Source organism: Corynebacterium glaucum, from assembly GCF_002287505.1.
In the GTDB taxonomy this organism is placed as follows: Bacteria; Actinomycetota; Actinomycetes; order Mycobacteriales; family Mycobacteriaceae; genus Corynebacterium; species Corynebacterium glaucum.
Map to the genome: position 1 here is coordinate 2,045,738 of NZ_CP019688.1, position 19,018 is coordinate 2,064,755.

A 19,018-nucleotide genomic window follows, 5' to 3' on the forward strand; every position below is an offset into this window, starting at 1 on the left:
ACAGAAGCCACTGGTCCTGGCTCTTTAGCAAATAAGATGTATGTCCAATCCCGATCTTCGGGCAGGTAGTCATTGAGAATGCGTCGGACGCAATCTTTTTAACTTTTACTTTAACGTCGGTTAGGCTGGTCGGGTCCAGCCATACTTGACCTTCTGGATCCCGGTACTGCCGAGGGTCCTCACAGACGGGACACCAGAGCTGTCCGCTCTCTACAGCTTCAAAATTCTCCACTCCGCAATTACGGCAGATTAGCGTTTTAGCCACTAGTAACCCCCGGTGACCAACCGCTCCCCCGAAGGCTTCTCGACCTCTTCCAAGATGAGACCCGCATAGTCCAACCACGTCAATTCCGATACCCCCTGTTCATTAGAAACCAGCGCTGTATTAGACTTACGCACCCTACCTACCCGCTCCCCTTCGACTAGGCGGGAGGGTGGAGCCACATATGTCCATCTTCCCCGTGGAAAGATGTCCACTAAGGCGTCGAACTGATCCGCTGAAGCTCTTGCTATATCGCGCCAAGCGTCCTCGACGTAGCCCGAATCCACCACGCGCTCAGCGTTAGGCTCATCCGACACGGGCAGAGCTCCGGCGCCCCCACTAACCACGAGCCAGACGCCCTTTTCGGCGCAAACACTCGCAACAGACAGCGTGCCTCTCACGAGCTCCGCCTCCCGCCCCTTTGACGGCCGTGTCGCGCTGACAACAACGTCCGGTTTAAAGGAGTTAATTATCCCAGTTAGGAATTCCGCATCGTAAGCATCACCATTCACTAGCTGGCCACCCAACTTCTCCAGTATCCGAGAGGAGCTAGAACGCGTGACTCCCACAACGATGTGCCCTCGCTCCAGCGCGGCCTCTGTCAGGACAGATCCTACCTGACCACTAGCTCCTAATACCAGTACTTTCATTCTCGATTCACCATGCTTTCATCTTCGCGTTGCCCCCCTAAGCGAGGTTTGGGCCGCTCCCCATGGCGGGGCGATCTGAGACAAAACGATGGCAGTCAAACACAAAAGGAAACCGAACCACTGTGGGAGAGTTAACAACTCGTCTAGGAGTAGGTAGCCAAGCAAGGTTGCCACCAATGGAGACAGCAATGGCAAGAAACTTGCAGACACGGCAGATATTTTCCCCAGACCTGTAAACCAAGCCCAATAGGTCAAAAGTCCTCCTGCGATTGACAACCATGCATACCCAAGTATACTCCTCAAATCTTGAGGTGGAGGCGTACCCTCAAACAAGATAGCCATCGGTAGTTGCAACAACCCACCCCACGCTAGCAACCAAGCTGCCCAGGTGAAACCGTCAGTAGGGCGCTGCCATTTTTTGGTCATTACGATTCCGAGCGCCATGGATACGGTTCCAAGAATACCTGCGGTTATACCTAACGGGTCAAAGATAGAGTCCGATGCAAGCACCATTACAGCAACTCCGACCACTCCAGCGATTGCCCATGCGACACGCCAGATGCTTGGGCTTTGATACAACAAGACCCATGCGAATGCGATAACGAAAAGAGGCTGACATGCGGATAAAACTGATGCCATTCCCCCTGGCAGCCGGTAAGCCGCTACGAATAGCAGGGGGAACCACAACCCAATGTTAAGGATCGCCATAATTAAGGATCGCCAGATCCATTCGCCTCGAGGAAGCTGCTTACATATTAAAAGGCCAATTATCCCTGCCGGTAACGCGCGCAAAACGCTAGACCAGATAGGGTATCCTGGGGGCAAGAACTGAGTTGTGACGATATAAGTAGTACCCCATACCGCCGGGGCAGAAGCCGATAACACTACCCAGCGCCAATTTTCCGTCGGTTTTTCTATCGACGCTCCCATACTACCTTTCCCTCTCCTTTGAAAGTGCCACCGCTAATTCCGCCCCCCCTGCTCACTACCTCAACCATAACCTCGAAATTTGCATCTCTCGATCGCATATTCGTCTTTTCGTCGATGAAGCGCATTACATATTTAGTTATGTCCTTTCCTCGCACATTTTCGGCGTGAGCTCTCGCAAGTGCCTGCTGGACTGCCGACTCCACCAATTCATGGTCAAGGGCGATTTCGTCGCTGGGTGAGACTAGCGCCAAGAACCCACTACCTAGATCAAGTTCGATGTGGTTGCGAGCCGCTTTGGCGAGATCAGCAAGCCTGTCGAACCGAGCACCCAACTTGACACCCGAAGACTTGCAGTAGAAAGCAGGAAACTCTGAAGTATGAAATCCGACCGCTGGAATATTCAGCGTCTCCAACACCTCGACGGTCTTAGGTATGTCGAGAAACTTCTTGACACCGGCTGACACGACTATTACTCGTCTACGTGCAATTTCGTACAAATCGCCCGACATGTCCATAGTCGTCGCGTAGTCTCGATGAACACCTCCAAGCCCTGCGGAGGCGAATATTGGCACACCTGCCAATTCACAGATCGCTAGTGAGGCGCTGACTGAGGTCGCACCAAGGCTACCACGGACCAGTTGAACGGCAATGTCTCTGGACGTAACTTTATCGACGTTGTTCGCGGTGGTCAGGCGCTCTAGGTCCGCTTCGGTAGCCCCAAGGCACAATTTACCGCGGTCAATAAACGTAATTGCGGGCACCACTCCGCGTGAGCGTATTGCTTCGTCACAGGCACTCTGAAGCTCCACGTTCTTAGGGAAAGGCAACCCGTGCGAGAGTACATTAGACTCCAACCCTAGGATCGGAGTTCCCTCCTCGAGGGCATTCCTCACCTCATCTGAAACAGAGACTCGAAGTTCATTCAAGATAATCAGCCACCACTTGCAGCTCATCAATGTTGGGAAGGATGATCGGATCAACTACCTCTTCACCCCAACGGCTCCCGTCCACAGGCACTAAGTGTAATGACACCTTCCTGTAAGAAACCGAGAAGTACCGCTCGATGAGCTCTGCCAACTCACGACCAAAGCTGTCTTTCTGCTCGTTGCTTATAGGAGATTGGAAGTAATACATTTCAACGTGTGGCACAGGTCAGAACTCCTTGATCATGTATACACCCGGTCCAGTATCAGACATGGATTGCGTTCGATTGGAAATCCGAAATTATGGCACCTAGCTCTTTCACATGCGGAGGCTTCAGTATTTCGTAGTGGTCCGCGTCGAACCCAATCGTTGTGATGTCTAGAATATTTCTTTCGAGAATCTCATCGACAGAAGAGTATTTGTCCCCCTTTGCTTTCACTAGCAGTATTGGGCAGCTAACGTGATAAGCCTCCATTTCTTCGAAAGAATAATCGAATTCATATTGCGTGCAAACCAACCTCACAATCCGCTCGATCTGATCTGGATCAATCGCGTGATTCTTTTTCTGAATAAACTCGACGACATCGTCCAAGGACTTGGCTGTTGCTGTGACCTTCTGGAAATCGTGAGGATCCAAGGGGTGGTTGAACACACTCAAAAGCATTCCTACGAATTCTGGGTTGTCGACGCTGCTATCCCGTTCGCCCGTTTGGGGTATAAGAAGATGCCCGTCGGTAGATAAGGTTGGATTTCCCGGACAGAGTAGCGTCAAGGAGTCAACCCTACGGCCTTGCGCTTCAAGCAAGGCCGCGCTAGTAAGAGCAGTGCGACAGCCGAATGAATAGCCAATCAGGTGCAGCACGCCTTCGCCCGGCGCGAATTCGCAATCCTGTTCAGCCACCTGCTCTATAGAAGCTACCGGACTTTCCCGTTCATTGATTCCTTGTGCTTGAATTCCGATGATTTCCCCACCCGCTGACAGATTATCTGCAAGGTGGCTCAGGTTCAGGGGCAGGCCACCGAGGCCTGGCCACATCAGCGAACTCACTCGGCCGCTGCTTTGAGCTTGGCCACCGCCTGGATCCATTTCTCTCAATTTGATAGCGCGACTTTGTGTGATCGGATTCTTGATGACCGAGGCCAGTTCCTCAAGGACCGGGTTAGCAAATATCAGCTGAGGGGTCACCGACTCTCCAAAGACCGTCTTAAGGCTCGAAACTAGCATCATCACCCGCACTGAGTTGCCACCCAAATCAAAAAAGTTGTCAGTGGCCTTGATGCCCTCACATTTTAGGATCTGTCCCCACGACCTTGCAATGGCCCTCTCCACCTCCCCCTCCGGCGCACGACCGGAGCTCGATCTAAGGGAAGTAGCTCTCTGCTCGGAGATGGCCATGAGCGCAGTGCGATCAACTTTCCCGTTGGGGGTTGTCGGTAGAGCCGGTAAGACAGTGACTTGGTCCGGAACCATGTAACTCGGAACCTGGTCACGTATCTCACGGGTAACAATTTCTGCAGGCCCCTCCATATGCACCTGGTCCTCGTTCATACCCCTGTGCAGCCTTTGGGATTTGCTTATGGGGCCACCGACCGCAAAGTAGAACGATATCTCCTTAGACTCGGATTCAATTTTAAGAATCTCAGTCGCCTTGATAGCGGCCGGCAACGGGCTACCAGAAAATGAACTATACCCTGAAGACATAAACCCAAATGCTTCACAGTGGGACTGCAACCGGTGAAGAGCTGCTCCTAGCGAAACATACTGCCTTTTCAAGTCGAGTTCGGAATCCAGGAAATACAAGCCAACCCCGAACGACGAGGTCCTGTAGACACTCTGATTAATTGCAATGACATCAGAAACCTCTACGAATGCGTCGCTTATTTTTGTAAATTGACCAGCATTCTCAGCATACGTGCCACGGCTCAGACCACTCACCCGATCATCAACGGAGATGAAAACTTCAGGCGCATGACAGTAACTATCGGGTAATTCGGAACTGGATATCGATACGATTTCGAGTGAACCGAGGTATAAGTCCTGCGGCAGCTTTCCGCAATCAACATAGTCGGGCGGACTATCGCTGAAGACCGCACAGTACCTGCTATTTTCAAAAATATCGTCGAGCAAGCCAAGCAAATGTCCGAGCTCGAAGTACTGAACTTCCCTTACATTCTTCTCATAGACAGAACGGATAGCCGCCTCGTGGGATACGAGGTGAACCCTAGTTACAGAACTCGGGCTGTGATCATCCTGTACCCATTTGAATCCCTTTTCTACGGGATCGAAATACCAAGTTTGACCATAGTGGGGTGAATCCTTACCGAAGCTAACGTACGCCTGAATAGAGTACAGAGCGCCGGGCGATGCATAACCGTATTTCGGCAATAATCGTCGCTCGTCTTTGAACGCACTTATTCCCCAAAGTATAGAAGCTAACGGGGCGGCGTCAACCAAGTCCCTATCGAGGCCAATGCCCAGGTGGAGCGGGTCCGATTCTTGTTTTGCGACACGAACCATCTGCACCAGATCTTCGAGGGAGAATTTATCTCCCTCAAATGTGCGATAGCTCTTGCGGCAAAATGCAAGCTGCTCGAGCTGTTCGACCAGCTCATTTGGGGCTTCATTTATTAGGCTCTCAACTTCTGTACCCAAATCCGTGCGAACACCAAGGTTCGAAAGCTGCGCTTTAACCTGGAGTCGGCTGTTCTTCGAGAGATGATGGACACCGCCACCACGCCCATCCATAAGTGGAGCTGCATTAGACGATAGCTGGAGAAAAGCTTCGAGGCGCTGGGGCACGTCTTCACCACCCCCAACCACGACACATTCCGCTTTCGAAACCCAAGGGTGCTGAAGATATTGGTTATTGATTTCATCCAACTCGATCCGATTCCCCCGCAGCTTAATCTGGTTGTCTATTCGACCAAGGAAGCGTAACTGGGCATCGTCCCCACAACGAACCAAATCTCCCGATCGGTAGCTGGGCAACCCGTTGACGGTAAGAAACTTTTTGCGTGTTTCTTCGCTATTATTCACGTAGCCCATTCCAACTAGTTCGCCGCAAATGATCAGTTCGCCTTCGATACCAGGAGTTGGCTGCCTAATCCCGCCGCCTACATCGATGTAGAAAACGCTATCTGCGGCGGGAGCGCCGAGAGGTACGGTAGAAGACCTATCAGTTGGAGCAATCATCTCGGGACCGAACCTAAACGCAGAAGAGTTAATTGTGCACTCACTCGGGCCGTATAGGTTAACGATCTCAGCTGACGGGAGTTGGCTACGTATTTCGTCCACAAGGTTCCACGAAAGTGCCTCACCACCCGAAAAAACCTTTTGGAGCGAAGGCGAGGCGGCGAAGCCACCAATGTCGGCGATCGCCTGCAAAAGAGTTGGTACGGCTTGCAAGGTATTAACCGCGTAATCCGATATAGCCTGTACTATTGTATGAGGGTCTCGAAACGCCCCGTGTGGTGATGGAACCGGAATAGCCCCATTGATAGGCGCTAGAATCTCCCACTGCGCCGCGTCGAAGCCGATCGGCGTCTTCTGCAAGATGCGTGTTGAGGGATCCAGGAAGCCTTCGCTTCTGAGCCAACGCATTTGACAGCTCAGGTTTCGCCTTGATATGGCTATGCCCTTGGGGTTTCCCGTAGAGCCTGAAGTATAGATGAGGTACGCAGTTTTATGGCCGTTCCACTCCAGAGATACGACGGGCCACTCCTCCGTGGGAGTGTCAAATCCCTGCGTTAGGCGTTCCTCAAGCTCGAGAGGAAGCCGAACCAGCTGCAGACCTTCAATCTCCCCGAGGGCTTTCGCGTCTGCCGAACTGTCAATGATAGCTGTTCTCGTGGTTGAATCTTCTAAAATGTATCGGATGCGTTCCACAGGGTATTGGGAGTCGATCGGAATGTAAGTTGACTCTCGCGCCAGAGCCTCGAGCGCGATCATCGAAATATGCGGCCCCGGCTGCCCGATGATTGCCACCGGCGAAGCATTCTTCGAGGCCTCGCTGAAAACAGCATGGACTTCCGCAGAAGAGCCTGCGCAGTTTGAGTTACTGGGTGAGTTCATGTCTAAGTCCATTCTCATTTCTTAGAAGGTAGCTAAACTGCTAATCACCCTGCACTGAAGAACCGGTCGCCGAAGTCACCAATACCCGGGAGCATGTATCCATTTTCCGTGAGGGCCTCTTCTATCGAGGCGATAACGTATGTGCAGTCGGGGTGACGTTGCTGCACAAATTCAAGCCCTTGCGGTGAAGCGAGGTAGTTAACTGAGATTATCGAGGTCTCCTGAACGCCGACATCCTTAAGGCGATCAATAGCGAGGGATAGGGACCGCCCAGTGGCAACCATAGGTTCAAAGAGCAGAACTGTCGACGAAGCAACACTGTCAGGAAGACTTTCGTAATAAAACTTCGGCGTTAAGGTTTGGGAGTGAAGCTTTCCTGTGAACCCCCGGTTATCGGTGAGGAGTTCCAGATGAATTACCCGTTGGCGGTTCGCGAGCGTGCCGTCGAGCTTTATCGCAAGGGGTTAGAACCTCGGCAGGTACGCACCCGTTTGAGTGATGAAGGCATCGATCCTGTGCCTTCGGCGGCGTCGATTTGGCGGTGGGCAGTTAATGCTGAGCACGGTGTTGAGGTGGATCATCATTGGCGCAGTCCGAGCGAGGTTGCCGCAGCGGTGCGGGCGGCACTGACTTCGCCGGGGTCGCTGCGGGAGATAAGTCGGCAGTGTGGGGTATCTTCGACCGCGTTGTCGATCTGGGTTCGAAATTTCGCTCCCGACGAAGAGACGCGGCGTGGGATGAACCCTGAGCAGCTGGAGCAGGCGACACTGTGGCGTGTGGAGCAACATAGACGCCGCCCGCGCAAGAGCGCATCGCCACAAACCCCCAAGCCGACTTCTGCTAGGGCTGCCAAAATTGCGAGTGAGCAGCATGTGACTCAGCTCGATGATGCTGCGTTGCCGGATGATCCTGAAGAGCTTAAGGCGATGTTGCGCCACGAGCGGTTTCTACGGCTTGCGGACAAGGCCTTGTTCGAGGCTGTGATGGAGTCCGAGGGAAAAGCCCCGGCCCGGAGACGCTCGACAGCATGGTCGTCGCTCAAGCTGTCCAGCGACTCCGGGCGCACGGATACCAAGTAAAAGCCAGCTGCGAGCACTTCGGGTTGAACCTGAGCACCTACAAGCATGCGTGTCGACGACTGAAATACCCGATGTCGCAGCGGGCAACTGCCACATCGGCGATCATCGCGGTGTCGAAAGCAAACAGCGGAATCTACGGCTATCGCAGGATCTTGGCGGTGTGCAGGCAAAACGGGTGGACGATAGGTGAGAAAACAGTACGCGCCATCATGTACGCAGAAAACCTCACCCCGAAGTCCAAGCGGACCATGAGGCACCGCTCGTACAAAGGAGAAAACGCCCACCGGCCGGCGAACAAGCTGCTCATCGGGGACCTGGAAGAAGCAGCTGCCGCGGATGTCGTTGTCTCACAGGGCTACTCGCGCGAAGCGTGCAGACGTCGCGAAGCACTTGAGCCCGATTTGGTTCACGACTTCTACGCCGATAGGCCGAACGAGAAATTCGGTACCGACGTCACCGAGTTCGCATGCCGAGACGGCAAGGTGTATTTCAGTCCGTTGATCGACTTCCATGACAATCTGCCCCTCGTCTACACCATGAGCACCAGCCCGACCGCCGCGCTGACGAACACCATGCTGGAAGCCGCGTTGACAACCATCAAGCCTGGGACCAAACCGATCATTCATTCTGATCGTGGGTGGGCCTACCGACATCCGGAATGGGTAAGTATGCTCACCGACCCCACCCACGACCAGGCAGCATGCGGCAACTGTGACCCGGGCAAACCCTGCGACAACGCATGGGTTGCGATCCCATCGCTGTCGCGACTCGGCAAAAGCGGCGATAACGCCAGAGTGGAAGGATTCTTCGGCCTGCTCAAAAGAGAGCTCTACGCCGCCGGCATCAACTCCCAAAAGATGGGCACCGAGGAATTCATGAACTATCTTGAAACCCACCTGGACTGGTTCGTCTACCAACGACTCACAAGACATCCAGGTAAGGGCTACACAACCCTGGCCGAGCAACGCGCTCTGGCTACAGCTATCTAACAAACACGACTAAATAGCCACAGTGGTTCACAGGAAAGCCGCAGTCCCTTTCGCGGTTTCTTTGCAGAAGTATTTTACCTATTGTCATTCCCGGCAAAAGGGAGCGTGCAGCAAATTCCATACTTTCACCTGCCCTTATTACTGACACCCCACATATGGGCCTAGTCAATCGGACACCATTAAATTTGGCATTGGTTGGGGTAGTTACCGACTCAGGGGTGTAGTGGGCGAAACTCAAAGCGTATTCGATCAACATTCGATTAACGCGCTCTGTCGCCCATGTGAACTCGCGAATCGAACTGTTTTTATTACGAGCGATCGTCTGAAAGTAAGTAAGAAGATTTGACGACGGAAGCTCATTAACTGACATACTCCTTCTTTCACCTTTCTGCGCATGGAGGACGGCGCGCCAACTTTTGTCTGGGTTATGCGTTAAAGTTTTTTACCCCCTCCGTTAGAGTTGGCGATTTGGCGGAAGGCGCGCATCGCCTCCGAAACGAATTCTTTGACTAGTCCGGCATCCTTACGCCCGTCGCTACCCTCCAGCCCGGTGTGAGCGTCAACCCCAGCTGGTTTAGTTTCCAGAATCGCATCGCCAACATTGTCGGGATTCAACCCCCCGGCGATAATTACCGGTTTGCTAGCCTGTCGGACAATTGCCGCGCTGGTTTCTATGTTGTGCTGGATCCCTGTCGCGCCCATGGCTCCAGTCCTTGGGTTATAGGTGTCAGTCAAAAACATGTCCACATGCGCATCCATGGCTCGAACAGTTTCCAGTAGCTCCACTTCGTTGTTTTCTTTAACGATGAGGCTCTTAAGGATCTGAATTTGCGGGAGTTGCTTTCGAAGGCGTATGATTTCACTGGTCTCGATGTCCCCATGCAGCTGAACGGCATCGAAACCAAGTGCGCTTACTAACTCGGTTAATTCTACTGCACTAACGCTGTAGGAGATCAATACTGAAGTTGCGCGACCTTCAACATGTTTTACTACGTCTTTCGCCATGGCTTCGGTCAGATCATCGTTACCCGACGGTAGACGAAGTGGAATCCCTAGCCAATTTGCACCGGCCTGGATGACCAGGTCTGCCTCATCCGGATCGTGAAGTCCAGCAACCTGAATGACTGGGTTCATGGTTCCCCCTTACTTTCAATTAACGGATGCTTATACCCTACACCAGAATCTATTCGCTTCCTCTTGTCTTTTTGCGTATGAACTCGTGCGGTAGCGTTTGCGGAGCTAGTGGGACCCAAAAAGGCGGTCAGTTCGAGCATTTTCAGAAGCATTTTAATGAAAACTTCAGCCCTTCCAGGGTCATTAGCTCAGATTCATTTTGTTCATAGGCTTCTTGGACATAGGTCCGAGGACTTCTTTGACGTGGAGTCGGCGGTCTTCTTTGACATGACGAGCGGATCTTCTCCGTTCTCCGCATCCCCCTTTCAGCCACTTAACCCGCAAATGCCCAATCGGCCTTTCTGAGCTAATGTAAGTCTGCCGAGAATTGCCCGATTCCTGCAAAACTGGGAGACCGTTTTACTCTCGAGCCGGATCGAATTCAGCGACCTTTTTGCGCTTGTGCAATGGAAGCCAACCAGCAAATTCACCTTCGCAAACGTCTAGAAAGCCGACAGGCATGCCTAGGAGGTCGCCGGACTTCACAGGAAGCTAGGGAACCGGTCCTTGTTAAGAGGAAACAGCACCGGCGAGGCAGTTCAGATTCGGGCGAGGACGTCGGGGATTTCAAAGTCACCTAAGAGCCGTCGACCATAAACGAAATTATGTGATTAACATTGTTTAAGTTTCTTCAAGTTACGCAGCATCTTGGCCGCCGAGGCTTCTGGTAAACTGGGTACTCTGGGAGACTCATCCAAGTCCAGAAGGGAGCGAACCATGACCGAGAGCCGCCCACCGAAGATCGAAGACAGCATTGACCACCTCGGCGATCCGGATGCCACTCACGACGTGCAGGAATCCGCGTCAGCGGAAGACACGATCGAAAGCACCAATGCGGACGCTGAAAGTGATGAGGAGGCGTAACCATGGCTGACAATCCGAACTACGACGGTGTAGATAACGTCGATGACTCGAACGGCGGAGTGGGCGATGCCGCCGCAGGTGTAGAAAACACCGGTGTCGAGCCGGGCAGCGAAACCGACCGCCTGCTCGACGCGGCGACGACCCGTATTGGCAACGAGCCAAATGATGAGGGTTCGTTAGGCGATTTCGAAGATGTAAACCAGGACGCAGTCGACGGTACCCGCAACGTCACCGAGGGCGACCACGGCGAGACCCCAGATCAGCTGCGATCCGACATCGAACGCTAGAAGCAACGTCGCACCTCCCCCACCGCTGAGACTCTTCGCGAGCGCTCGGCGGTTTTTCATTTGCTGGGTGAATTTGAGACGACCGTTCCACTGTGTGATACATTCTGAACCGCCAGATGGACTTTGGTCCACACAGTGGAATGAAAGGACTCGCGATGACGGCGAGCGTCGATAATCAGCCCTCTCCCCAGCCGGCGATACCTACGGCGATTCGGGAAACCACTCCGGAAGAACGTCGCCGCGTGCGACTCGCTTCCACGATCGGCACCACGATCGAGTTCTACGACTTCTACGTCTACGCCACCGCCGCTGTGGCGGTGTTCCCATTCCTATTCTTCCCAAAGTCGGAATCCAGCACCGTCGCCCTGCTCTCGTCGTTCGCCACATTCGGCCTCGCGTTCATCGCTCGCCCGCTCGGTTCCATACTCTTCGGACACTTCGGTGACAAGGTCGGCCGTAAGGCCACCCTGGTCGGCGCCCTGCTGACCATGGGCATTGCTACGTTCATCATCGGTTTGCTTCCCACGTACGCGCAGGCGGGCATCTGGGCGCCGGCGCTGCTTGCACTCATGCGCTTTTGCCAGGGCCTCGGCCTCGGCGGCGAGTGGTCAGGCGCAGCCCTGCTGTCCACCGAGACCGCAGCGAAGGGCCGCCGCGCCTGGGCCGGCATGTGGCCACAGCTCGGTGCACCGTTCGGCTTCTTCCTTGCCAACGGGCTTTTCCTCATCTTGGTTTCGGCCTTGGGCCACACCACCGGAGATTTTGAAGGCGCGTTCATGCGCTGGGGCTGGCGCATCCCATTCCTCCTCTCCATCGTGATGGTTGCGATCGGCCTGTGGGTGCGCCTCCAAGTGGAAGAGACCCCGGTGTTCCAGCAGGTCGAACAGAACGACCAGAAGGCGGCATCGCCTTTGGCCGAGGTGTTCAAGACCGCATGGAAGCCGCTAATTCAGGGCACCTTCATCATGGTTGGCTGCTACACACTGTTTTACATCGTGACCACCTGGTTCTTGTCTTACGGCATTGGCTCCGCGGAAGAGGGCGTTGGCCTAGGCATCGCATACCCAACCTTCCTCAAGCTGCAGCTAATCTGCATCTTCGGCTTCATGCTGGGCATCCCGGTCGCGGCGCACCTAGCCGACACGTTTGGCCGCCGCCCAGTGTTGGGCCTGACCTCGGCCGCAATCATTGTTTACGGCCTGTGCTTCAAGTGGCTCCTTAACCCGGACACCTTCACCATGGTCTCCTTGGGCATCTTCCTGTTCATCGGCATGATCCTTATGGGCTTCATTTTCGGCCCGATGTCGGCGATTCTGCCTGAACTGTTCCCGTCTAACGTGCGCTACACCGGTTCCGGCATCGCCTACAACATCTCTTCCATCTTGGGCGCTGCCATCGCCCCATTCATCGCGACCGCCTTGAGCGCCGAGTACGGCCCCCAGGCCGTGGGCGTCTACCTGGTCATTGTTACTGCGATCTCGCTTGTGGCCATCCTCTCCGCCCCGGAGACCAAGAACCAGGAAATGCACGAGATCTAATCCCCTTGCTTTCCAAACCGGAAAGTGTCACACTTGCCGATATGGAAAGCAACAACGTCACCCCGGAAGAGGCCCGCGTTGCCCTCGAATCCGTGGACGGGATCGCGCAGAGCGTCAAGCGCTCCCCCACGCCCCTATGGGCGTACGCGCTCGTCAGTTCGCTCTTCGGCTTCACCGTCGCGATGACGATACTTGAATGGAAGTACTGGTGGGTGGCGTTTATCCTCATGATAGTCGTGAGCGTTGCCCTGGCAATGTACGAGCGCAACCGCGCTGTGCGCCCCAGCATGAAGCAGCCGCTACAGGAGGACCCTCAGCCCAACTGGGTAGCCGCGGTGGCGCCGGTGGCCATCCTGCCATTGATCTGGCTCGTACCTGAAGGGAGTACCGTCGGCGCGGCGATCGCGGGTGTAGTCACCGCGGTGGTGTTCACCGCCATCCTTTACTACGAGGGCAAACGCCGATGATCGATCCAATCATCCACCCGCTGCCCCGCCTCCAGATCTGCGCGGCGCTCTTCCACGCCGGTGCTGTTGAAACTGCAACGAGCCGCCAGGAGATGCGCTTCTCCAGCCTTAAGACGACAACCGGTCTCTCGGACTCCGCGCTTTCGAAGCAGCTCACTGCGCTAGAAGAGCACGGTTACATCTCACGATTTCGCGAGTACGGCTCAAGCCGGGCAAAAGACACGGTCTGGGTAATGCTGACCGAGCACGGAGTCCGGGCATTCAAAGGGCACATCCAAGCGCTTCAAGAAATTGCCGCCGGGCAGGGCGGGTAATCTAGCGGCTATGAGTTACCCGCAGCCGTCGACAAGTGCCTATGCCCTGATCACGGGCGCAAGCCAAGGCATCGGTGAGGCGATCGCGCGCAAGCTCGGCGCCGCCGGCCATAACCTGATCCTCGTCGCCCGGCGCGAGGAGGTGCTCATGCGCATCGCGAACGAACTTGCCGCCACCCACGGCATCAACGTCGAAGTCTTCGCCGCTGACCTGGCGAAGGAGCGCGATGTCGACGCCCTGTTGGACCACATCGCGCAGCGCGAGATCTCGATCTGCGTCAACTCCGCGGGCATCGCCTCCTTCGGCGCATTCATGGACCAGGACTGGGAGTACGAGACGAACCAGTTCAACCTCAACGCGACCGCGGTGTTCCGCATCACCAAGGCGGTGCTCGATCAAATGGTGCCGCGCGGCAACGGCGCACTATGCAACGTCGGCTCAGCCGCGGGCAATTCCCCGATTCCAAACAACGCAACCTACGTCTTCACTAAAGCTGGCGTGAACACGTTTACGGAGTCGCTGCACTACGAGCTCAAGCCCACCGGCGTACACTGCACGCTGCTCGCGCCGGGGCCGGTCCGCGAGGCGGAAGTGCCGGCGGAGGAACAGACGTTCGTCGATAAGCTTGTGCCCGACTTTCTCTGGACCACCTACGAGTCTTGTGCTGAGGACACAATCCGCGCGATGCGCAAGAACAAGCGGCGCGTGGTGCCGGGCCCGTTGTCGAAGGCGATGGACGTGGTGTCTACATACGCTCCGCGCGGCTCGCTCGCGCCGCTGCTCGGTTCGTTCTACGCGAAGATGGGAGAGGAACAAAATGCCTGAAACCACCCTCGACATCCCGGCGAAGGACAACCGCATCGTCTGGGTCGACCTGGAGATGACGGGCCTGGACCCGCAGCGCCACGTGATCGTGGAGGTCGCGGCACTGGTTACTGATGCGGAGCTGAACATCCTCGACGAGGGCCTCGACATCGTCGTCCACGCCACCGACAACGAGCTGGCGCAAATGGATGACTTTGTCACCGACATGCACACCACCAACGGGCTCCTCGACGCCATCAAGGAAACTTCGACAACCATCGCGCAGGCCGAAGAGCAGGTGCTCGCGCTGATTGCGAAGCACTGTGAGAGCTCGAACCCGCCCCCGCTGGCGGGCAACTCCATCGCTACGGACCGCGCGTTCATCCGTCAACACATGCCGCGCTTGGACGCCGCCCTGCACTACCGCATGATCGATGTGTCCACGATCAAGGAGCTCGCCCGCCGCTGGTTCCCCAAGGCGTATCAGAACCAGCCGGAGAAGGGCATGAGCCACCGGGCGCTCGCGGACATCGTCGAATCCATCCAGGAGCTTGATTACTATCGACGCTCCGTTTTCACCGCCTCCCCCGGCCCCACCGGCGAGGATGCCCGCGCCGCCGCTTCCGAAGCGCAGCAGGCGTACCAGCGGTTTTTGTAAACTACACGGCCCGTACTAAGGTAGATCCCGCTGCTTTTCAGCAGCGATGGTGGCTGTAGTTCAGCTGGTAGAGCACCAGGTTGTGATCCTGGGTGTCGCGGGTTCGAGCCCCGTCAGCCACCCCAAAGCGCGAAAGCCCTGGCCACCCGGCCAGGGCTTTTCCGCGGTCAAAGGGCTACTCGTAGAGCGGTTCAGCGGACCCGCCGGAGCGCATTTCCCAGTCGAGGTTCCAATACCCCAGCCCGTCGTACGGCGTTAGCGTGCCGCCGGAGGTGTTCTCCACGATCACCGGGTCGCCGCGGCGGACGTACTCCATGAACCACTTCGCGTCCTCTGTGGTCGCGTTGATGCAGCCGTGGGAGACGTTGCGCGAACCCAGATCACCCACTGCCCACGGCGCCGCGTGCACGTAGATGCCGGAGTAGGACATCTGCGTTGCATAGCTCACCGGCGTGACGTAGCCGCCCTCGCTCAGATCCAGCCCGTACGAACGCGAATCCATCACCAGGCTTTGGTGTTGATCGCCCACCACGTAGATACCGTTCGGGGTGTCAAACTGCTCATCGCGGCCCAGCGCGATCGGCAACGACTTCACCAGCTCCCCGTCGCGGTACACGCTCAGGGTCTTCGAATCGTTGTCCACATAGGCCTCCACCAGATCGCCGATGGTGAAGCTCACCGTTTGCTCATCGCCGCCACCCCACAGGTCGCCACCTAGGTTGTGGCCGTACAGGTTCGTGGTCACGCTGACCTCAGTGCCCGGCTCCCAGAACTCTTTCGGGCGCCACCGCAGTTCGTAGGGGTCGATCCAGAAGAACCCGCCCTCGGTGTCGTTGGAAGTCTCGATGGTGATCGCATCCTCGGCGGCCTTCGTGTCCTGAATCGGCGCACCGAACCGGAACGTCACCGCCTGCGCCACGCCCACCGTCGAGCCATCAAGTGGCCCCACAGCCACGTTCGCCTTCCACCCAGGGTTCACGGTGGAAAACTTCGACGTCGACGTCTTTCCGTCCGCGTTGCGCGCCTCCACGGTGTAGGTACGTCCGTAACCCAGCACCTCAGTGGTTTCCCACTCAGAGTTGTCCGAGTTGAACTCGGCCTCGACCTCGGTCCCTTCCTCATTCTTTATGGTCACCGAGAGCAGTTTGCTTGTCGACGTCACCGTGACACCTTCCGAAGGCGCCACTCCCGTTTCCCCATCCTTGATTGAGATCTTGGGCGGCTTCGCGTTCGTGGTCGAGGTGTCGGTGCTTTCGCCGTCGTCACCCGAGGGGGCGGCGAGTGCTTCTGAAGTTTCCGCAACGGAACTTAACTGCTGGTCACCGATCGTGCACCCTGACACTCCAAGGCCCACAACACCAGCGATAGCCGCCGCCGCGATGAACCGATGAGCGCCCTGCAACCGCATCCGCTCTCCCCTCGTGCTAGCTCGTTCGTCGTTGAGCATATCGCGGCGTCGCCTCGAGTTGTTAGTCGATCCAAGTCCCACCGCAATTACTACAGCACGTCGCCGAAATGCCCACACGCAGGCGATTTCACCAGAATTCCGGTCGGTGCTATAGTTCTTTTTCGTTGCCCAGGCGGGCGGACAAGTTCATAAGCGCCATTAGCTCAATTGGCAGAGCAACTGACTCTTAATCAGTGGGTTCGGGGTTCGATTCCCTGATGGCGCACAAAATCACCACACTGCAAGGCTCGCGGAACTCAGCACCGCGGGCCTTGTTCTTTTTCCACTGCTTGCAAGGTTCTTTTTCCACCGCTTGCAAGATCTGGGCGCTACAGTGTCATCATGACTCGCGCACTGCTAATCGTTGACGTTCAAAACGACTTCTGCCCCGGCGGCGCACTTGCTACTGCCCGCGGCGATGAGGTCGCGGGCAAGCTCGCAGAGCTGCTCGAGGACGAAGCTGCCATCAGCGGCTACTCGCATATTCTGGCCACACAGGACTGGCACATCGATCCGGGTGAGCACTTTTCACAACAACCGGATTTCGTTGATTCGTGGCCGGTGCACTGCGTCGCCGACACCGCTGGAGCGAATCTCCGTGCACCGCTCGACGTTGCAAAGATCGATCGCTTCTTCCGCAAAGGCGCGTACTCCGCCGCCTACTCCGGTTTCGAGGGCAGCGATGAAGCAGGTGTTCTTCTACTGGACTACCTCACTGAGTACGGCATCGATTCGCTCGACGTGGTCGGCATCGCCACCGACCACTGCGTGCGTGCCACCGTGCTGGACGCGTGCAGAGAGAACATCGATGTGCGCGTCCTTGCGGAACTTTGCGCCCCGGTTGACGAGTCACGAGGAGACTCCGCCCTCACCGAGATGAAAGAGGCCGGGGCGGAGATCGTTTAGCGGCTTGATTGGCGGAGCAGGTCTTCCATCTCCCCCATCTCGGCGACCTGGACATCAATCATTTCCTGCGCCATCTCACGCAGCGGGGCGTAGCCGCCGCGCTCCACTTCATCCTGCGTCATGTCGATGACGTGGGCGTGGTGGGAGTGCATCATTTCCAGGAAGGCGGTTCGCAGCTCGTCGCCACTCAACGAGGCGAATTCCTCTAGCTGCTCTGGCTGGAACATGCCGTTCGCGATGTGCTTCGAGTGAAGCTCCATGTCCTCTTCGATGCCCCACTCCTCGGCCCATGCCCGCATTTGCTCGTTCTCTCTTTCCTGCCCCTGCTTAATGCGCTGGGCCAGATCACGTACTTGCGGGTCGTCGACATCGGAGGCCAGGAGTACATCGGACATCTCGATTGCCTGCTCGTGGTGGGGCACCATCATTCCGATGAAGTGCACGTCAACGTCGTTGTGCGCCCCTTCCTCCGGAGCAAAGGCCGCGCGCAGCGAAGGTCCGAGCGCGGTCGCTAAAAGCACGAGCGCGGCGATAACTGCGAGAGCTACCACGAGCGGTTTTTTGCTCGGGCGCATCGCCTCGAGCGATTCGTCCGCGCCACTTTGCAACTTACTGTCCGGCATTGGTATTCCCTTTTCGATGAAAATGTGGATATACAAAAGCCGCCCGAGCTTCATGGTGCGAAGCTGGGCGGCGAGGCCGTGTCTAAGTACGGCGATTTGCGGCCGTACGTTGAAAACTAGCGGTTTGCCAGCAGCTTCTGCAGCTCCTTGAGCTGGCTCTTGCGCTTGCGGCCGTTGTAGAAGCGAATCCCCACGAGCACCGCGATGCCTGCGACGATGCCGCCGATGACTTTCTGCACCGTCTCGTCCTGAGCCCACTCGACGGCCTGCTCCTTCGCGTTGTCCGCGAGGTTGGAAGGGTTGGTGCGGTCCGCGAGCTCGTCGAGGGTGCTGGCGAGCTGGCTACGGGTGCGCTCGATCTCGCGCTCGATGTCATTAATGTCTCGTGCCACGGGGGTGTCTCCTACATTCGTTGCTTAAAGCTGTTCCGAAACCACAGTAGTGGAAACGTCGGGAGAAAACAGTGTAGAACGGGGAAGCATGACCGAGCAGAACCGACTCTCTCCCGGCGATACCGCCCCAGCGTTCACCTTGATCAACGACCGCGGCGAGGATGTCTCCCTCGCCGACTTCGCCGGCCAGCAAGTGATTGTGTATTTCTACCCGCGTGCAAACACCCCGGGTTGTACCACGGAGGCCTGCGACTTCACCGAGCGGTTTGACCAGTTCGAGGGCGCCTCGGTGGCAGTGCTGGGAATCTCGCCCGATCCCGTGGACCAATTGGCGAAGTTCCGCGCCGACCGCGATCTGAAGGTGGAGCTCCTTTCCGACGAGTCAAAGGAGACCCTTCGCGCCTGGGGCGCATACGGGAAGAAGAACACCTACGGAAAGATCAGCGAGGGCGTCATCCGTTCGACGTTCCTGGTCGGCGCCGATGGGAAGATCGAGCAAGCTCAGTACAACGTAAAGGCGACGGGCCACGTTGACCGCGTGCTGCGCGACTGGATGTAGTCCGCGACCCATTTGCCGCAGTCTCAGGCAGCAGTCTTAGTCACCCGTAAACACAAACCTCGGATCGGGGATGCCGGAT

The 19,018-nt window shown here is 56.4% G+C and carries 22 protein-coding genes and 2 tRNA genes; 13 read left to right on the top strand and 11 right to left on the bottom strand.

All coding sequences use genetic code 11. From position 1 onward, the window contains the following. Nucleotides 1-264 precede the first annotated feature (264 nt). From CGLAU_RS09925 to CGLAU_RS09945, 6 genes are read right to left on the bottom strand one after another with little or no spacing between them, the layout of a single operon-like run. Entirely contained in the window at nucleotides 265-912 is a 648-nt protein-coding gene (locus CGLAU_RS09925) for an NAD(P)-dependent oxidoreductase (RefSeq protein ID WP_095660567.1), read from the bottom strand. An 18-nt stretch (nucleotides 913-930) separates the two neighbouring features. Then, a complete protein-coding gene (locus CGLAU_RS09930; protein ID WP_095660568.1) occupies nucleotides 931-1,842 on the bottom strand; it encodes an EamA family transporter in 912 nt (303 codons plus the stop codon). Further along, the gene (locus CGLAU_RS09935) at nucleotides 1,827-2,768 is read right to left on the bottom strand and encodes a pseudouridine-5'-phosphate glycosidase (RefSeq protein ID WP_095661164.1); all 942 of its coding nucleotides are present in this window, start codon (nucleotides 2,766-2,768) and stop codon (nucleotides 1,827-1,829) included. Before CGLAU_RS09935 ends, CGLAU_RS09930 begins: the two co-directional genes overlap by 16 nt. Next, nucleotides 2,761-2,991, bottom strand: coding sequence for a tautomerase family protein (locus CGLAU_RS12305; RefSeq protein WP_157731350.1), 231 nt, complete (start codon nucleotides 2,989-2,991; stop codon nucleotides 2,761-2,763). The genes CGLAU_RS09935 and CGLAU_RS12305 overlap by 8 nt, the downstream gene beginning before the upstream one ends. Nucleotides 2,992-3,031: 40 nt before the next feature. After that, nucleotides 3,032-6,856 (bottom strand): non-ribosomal peptide synthetase, encoded by a 3,825-nt coding sequence (locus tag CGLAU_RS09940; RefSeq protein WP_095660569.1) that lies wholly within the window; start codon nucleotides 6,854-6,856, stop codon nucleotides 3,032-3,034. 26 nt (nucleotides 6,857-6,882) lie between these two features. Continuing rightward, entirely contained in the window at nucleotides 6,883-7,293 is a 411-nt protein-coding gene (locus CGLAU_RS09945) for a uracil phosphoribosyltransferase (RefSeq protein ID WP_095660570.1), read from the bottom strand. Between CGLAU_RS09945 and CGLAU_RS09950 the strand changes: the two genes are divergently transcribed. Together CGLAU_RS09950 and CGLAU_RS09955 are read left to right on the top strand one after the other, a co-directional pair. Next, entirely contained in the window at nucleotides 7,249-7,917 is a 669-nt protein-coding gene (locus CGLAU_RS09950; protein ID WP_157731307.1) for a hypothetical protein, read from the top strand. The genes CGLAU_RS09945 and CGLAU_RS09950 overlap by 45 nt on opposite strands. A 71-nt stretch (nucleotides 7,918-7,988) precedes the next feature. Next, nucleotides 7,989-8,906, top strand: a complete 918-nt coding sequence (locus CGLAU_RS09955; RefSeq protein ID WP_198304885.1) for a DDE-type integrase/transposase/recombinase — start codon at nucleotides 7,989-7,991, stop codon at nucleotides 8,904-8,906. Here the strand turns inward: CGLAU_RS09955 and CGLAU_RS09960 are convergent. Both CGLAU_RS09960 and CGLAU_RS09965 read right to left on the bottom strand, forming a co-directional pair. Further along, nucleotides 8,899-9,276, bottom strand: a complete 378-nt coding sequence (locus CGLAU_RS09960; RefSeq protein ID WP_095660572.1) for a uracil phosphoribosyltransferase — start codon at nucleotides 9,274-9,276, stop codon at nucleotides 8,899-8,901. The genes CGLAU_RS09955 and CGLAU_RS09960 overlap by 8 nt on opposite strands. 62 nt (nucleotides 9,277-9,338) lie before the next feature. Beyond that, nucleotides 9,339-10,040, bottom strand: a complete 702-nt coding sequence (locus CGLAU_RS09965) for a phosphoribosylanthranilate isomerase (protein WP_095660573.1) — start codon at nucleotides 10,038-10,040, stop codon at nucleotides 9,339-9,341. Between the two features lie 756 nt (nucleotides 10,041-10,796). Here CGLAU_RS09965 and CGLAU_RS12310 point away from each other — a divergent pair. From CGLAU_RS12310 to CGLAU_RS10000, 8 genes are all read left to right on the top strand, one after another. After that, nucleotides 10,797-10,943 carry a hypothetical protein gene (locus tag CGLAU_RS12310; protein WP_157731352.1) on the top strand — a complete coding sequence of 49 codons (147 nt, stop codon included), beginning with the start codon at nucleotides 10,797-10,799 and terminating at the stop codon, nucleotides 10,941-10,943. 2 nt (nucleotides 10,944-10,945) lie between these two features. Beyond that, a complete protein-coding gene (locus CGLAU_RS09970; RefSeq protein WP_095660574.1) occupies nucleotides 10,946-11,230 on the top strand; it encodes a hypothetical protein in 285 nt (94 codons plus the stop codon). A 155-nt stretch (nucleotides 11,231-11,385) separates the two neighbouring features. Further along, entirely contained in the window at nucleotides 11,386-12,768 is a 1,383-nt protein-coding gene (locus CGLAU_RS09975; protein WP_095660575.1) for an MFS transporter, read from the top strand. A 41-nt stretch (nucleotides 12,769-12,809) separates the two neighbouring features. Next, nucleotides 12,810-13,235 (top strand): hypothetical protein, encoded by a 426-nt coding sequence (locus CGLAU_RS09980; RefSeq protein ID WP_095660576.1) that lies wholly within the window; start codon nucleotides 12,810-12,812, stop codon nucleotides 13,233-13,235. Next, nucleotides 13,232-13,549: a transcriptional regulator gene (locus CGLAU_RS09985; protein WP_095660577.1), complete on the top strand. Its 318-nt coding sequence runs from the start codon at nucleotides 13,232-13,234 to the stop codon at nucleotides 13,547-13,549. Before CGLAU_RS09980 ends, CGLAU_RS09985 begins: the two co-directional genes overlap by 4 nt. A 10-nt stretch (nucleotides 13,550-13,559) precedes the next feature. Further along, nucleotides 13,560-14,375: a mycolate reductase gene (gene cmrA, locus CGLAU_RS09990; protein WP_095660578.1), complete on the top strand. Its 816-nt coding sequence runs from the start codon at nucleotides 13,560-13,562 to the stop codon at nucleotides 14,373-14,375. Then, complete coding sequence (gene orn / locus CGLAU_RS09995) at nucleotides 14,368-15,012, top strand: oligoribonuclease (protein WP_095660579.1); 645 nt, start codon at nucleotides 14,368-14,370, stop codon at nucleotides 15,010-15,012. Before cmrA ends, orn begins: the two co-directional genes overlap by 8 nt. A 49-nt stretch (nucleotides 15,013-15,061) precedes the next feature. After that, nucleotides 15,062-15,137: transfer RNA gene (locus tag CGLAU_RS10000), tRNA-His, on the top strand. A gap of 50 nt (nucleotides 15,138-15,187) precedes the next feature. Here CGLAU_RS10000 and CGLAU_RS10005 read toward each other — a convergent pair. Next, a complete protein-coding gene (locus CGLAU_RS10005) occupies nucleotides 15,188-16,420 on the bottom strand; it encodes a L,D-transpeptidase (RefSeq protein WP_415877160.1) in 1,233 nt (410 codons plus the stop codon). A gap of 192 nt (nucleotides 16,421-16,612) precedes the next feature. On the opposite strand from CGLAU_RS10005, the gene CGLAU_RS10010 reads away from it, so the two are divergent. Together CGLAU_RS10010 and CGLAU_RS10015 are read left to right on the top strand one after the other, a co-directional pair. Beyond that, nucleotides 16,613-16,685 (top strand) — tRNA-Lys (locus CGLAU_RS10010). A 116-nt stretch (nucleotides 16,686-16,801) separates the two neighbouring features. Beyond that, nucleotides 16,802-17,365, top strand: coding sequence for an isochorismatase family protein (locus tag CGLAU_RS10015; protein WP_095660581.1), 564 nt, complete (start codon nucleotides 16,802-16,804; stop codon nucleotides 17,363-17,365). Here the strand turns inward: CGLAU_RS10015 and CGLAU_RS10020 are convergent. Next, on the bottom strand, nucleotides 17,362-17,988 hold the full coding sequence (locus CGLAU_RS10020) for a DUF305 domain-containing protein (RefSeq protein WP_232507104.1): 627 nt from the start codon (nucleotides 17,986-17,988) through the stop codon (nucleotides 17,362-17,364). The genes CGLAU_RS10015 and CGLAU_RS10020 overlap by 4 nt on opposite strands. 116 nt (nucleotides 17,989-18,104) lie before the next feature. Further along, nucleotides 18,105-18,380 carry a DUF3618 domain-containing protein gene (locus CGLAU_RS10025; RefSeq protein ID WP_095660582.1) on the bottom strand — a complete coding sequence of 92 codons (276 nt, stop codon included), beginning with the start codon at nucleotides 18,378-18,380 and terminating at the stop codon, nucleotides 18,105-18,107. An 88-nt stretch (nucleotides 18,381-18,468) separates the two neighbouring features. Between CGLAU_RS10025 and bcp the strand changes: the two genes are divergently transcribed. After that, nucleotides 18,469-18,939: a thioredoxin-dependent thiol peroxidase gene (gene bcp, locus CGLAU_RS10030; protein ID WP_095660583.1), complete on the top strand. Its 471-nt coding sequence runs from the start codon at nucleotides 18,469-18,471 to the stop codon at nucleotides 18,937-18,939. Nucleotides 18,940-19,018 lie beyond the last annotated feature (79 nt).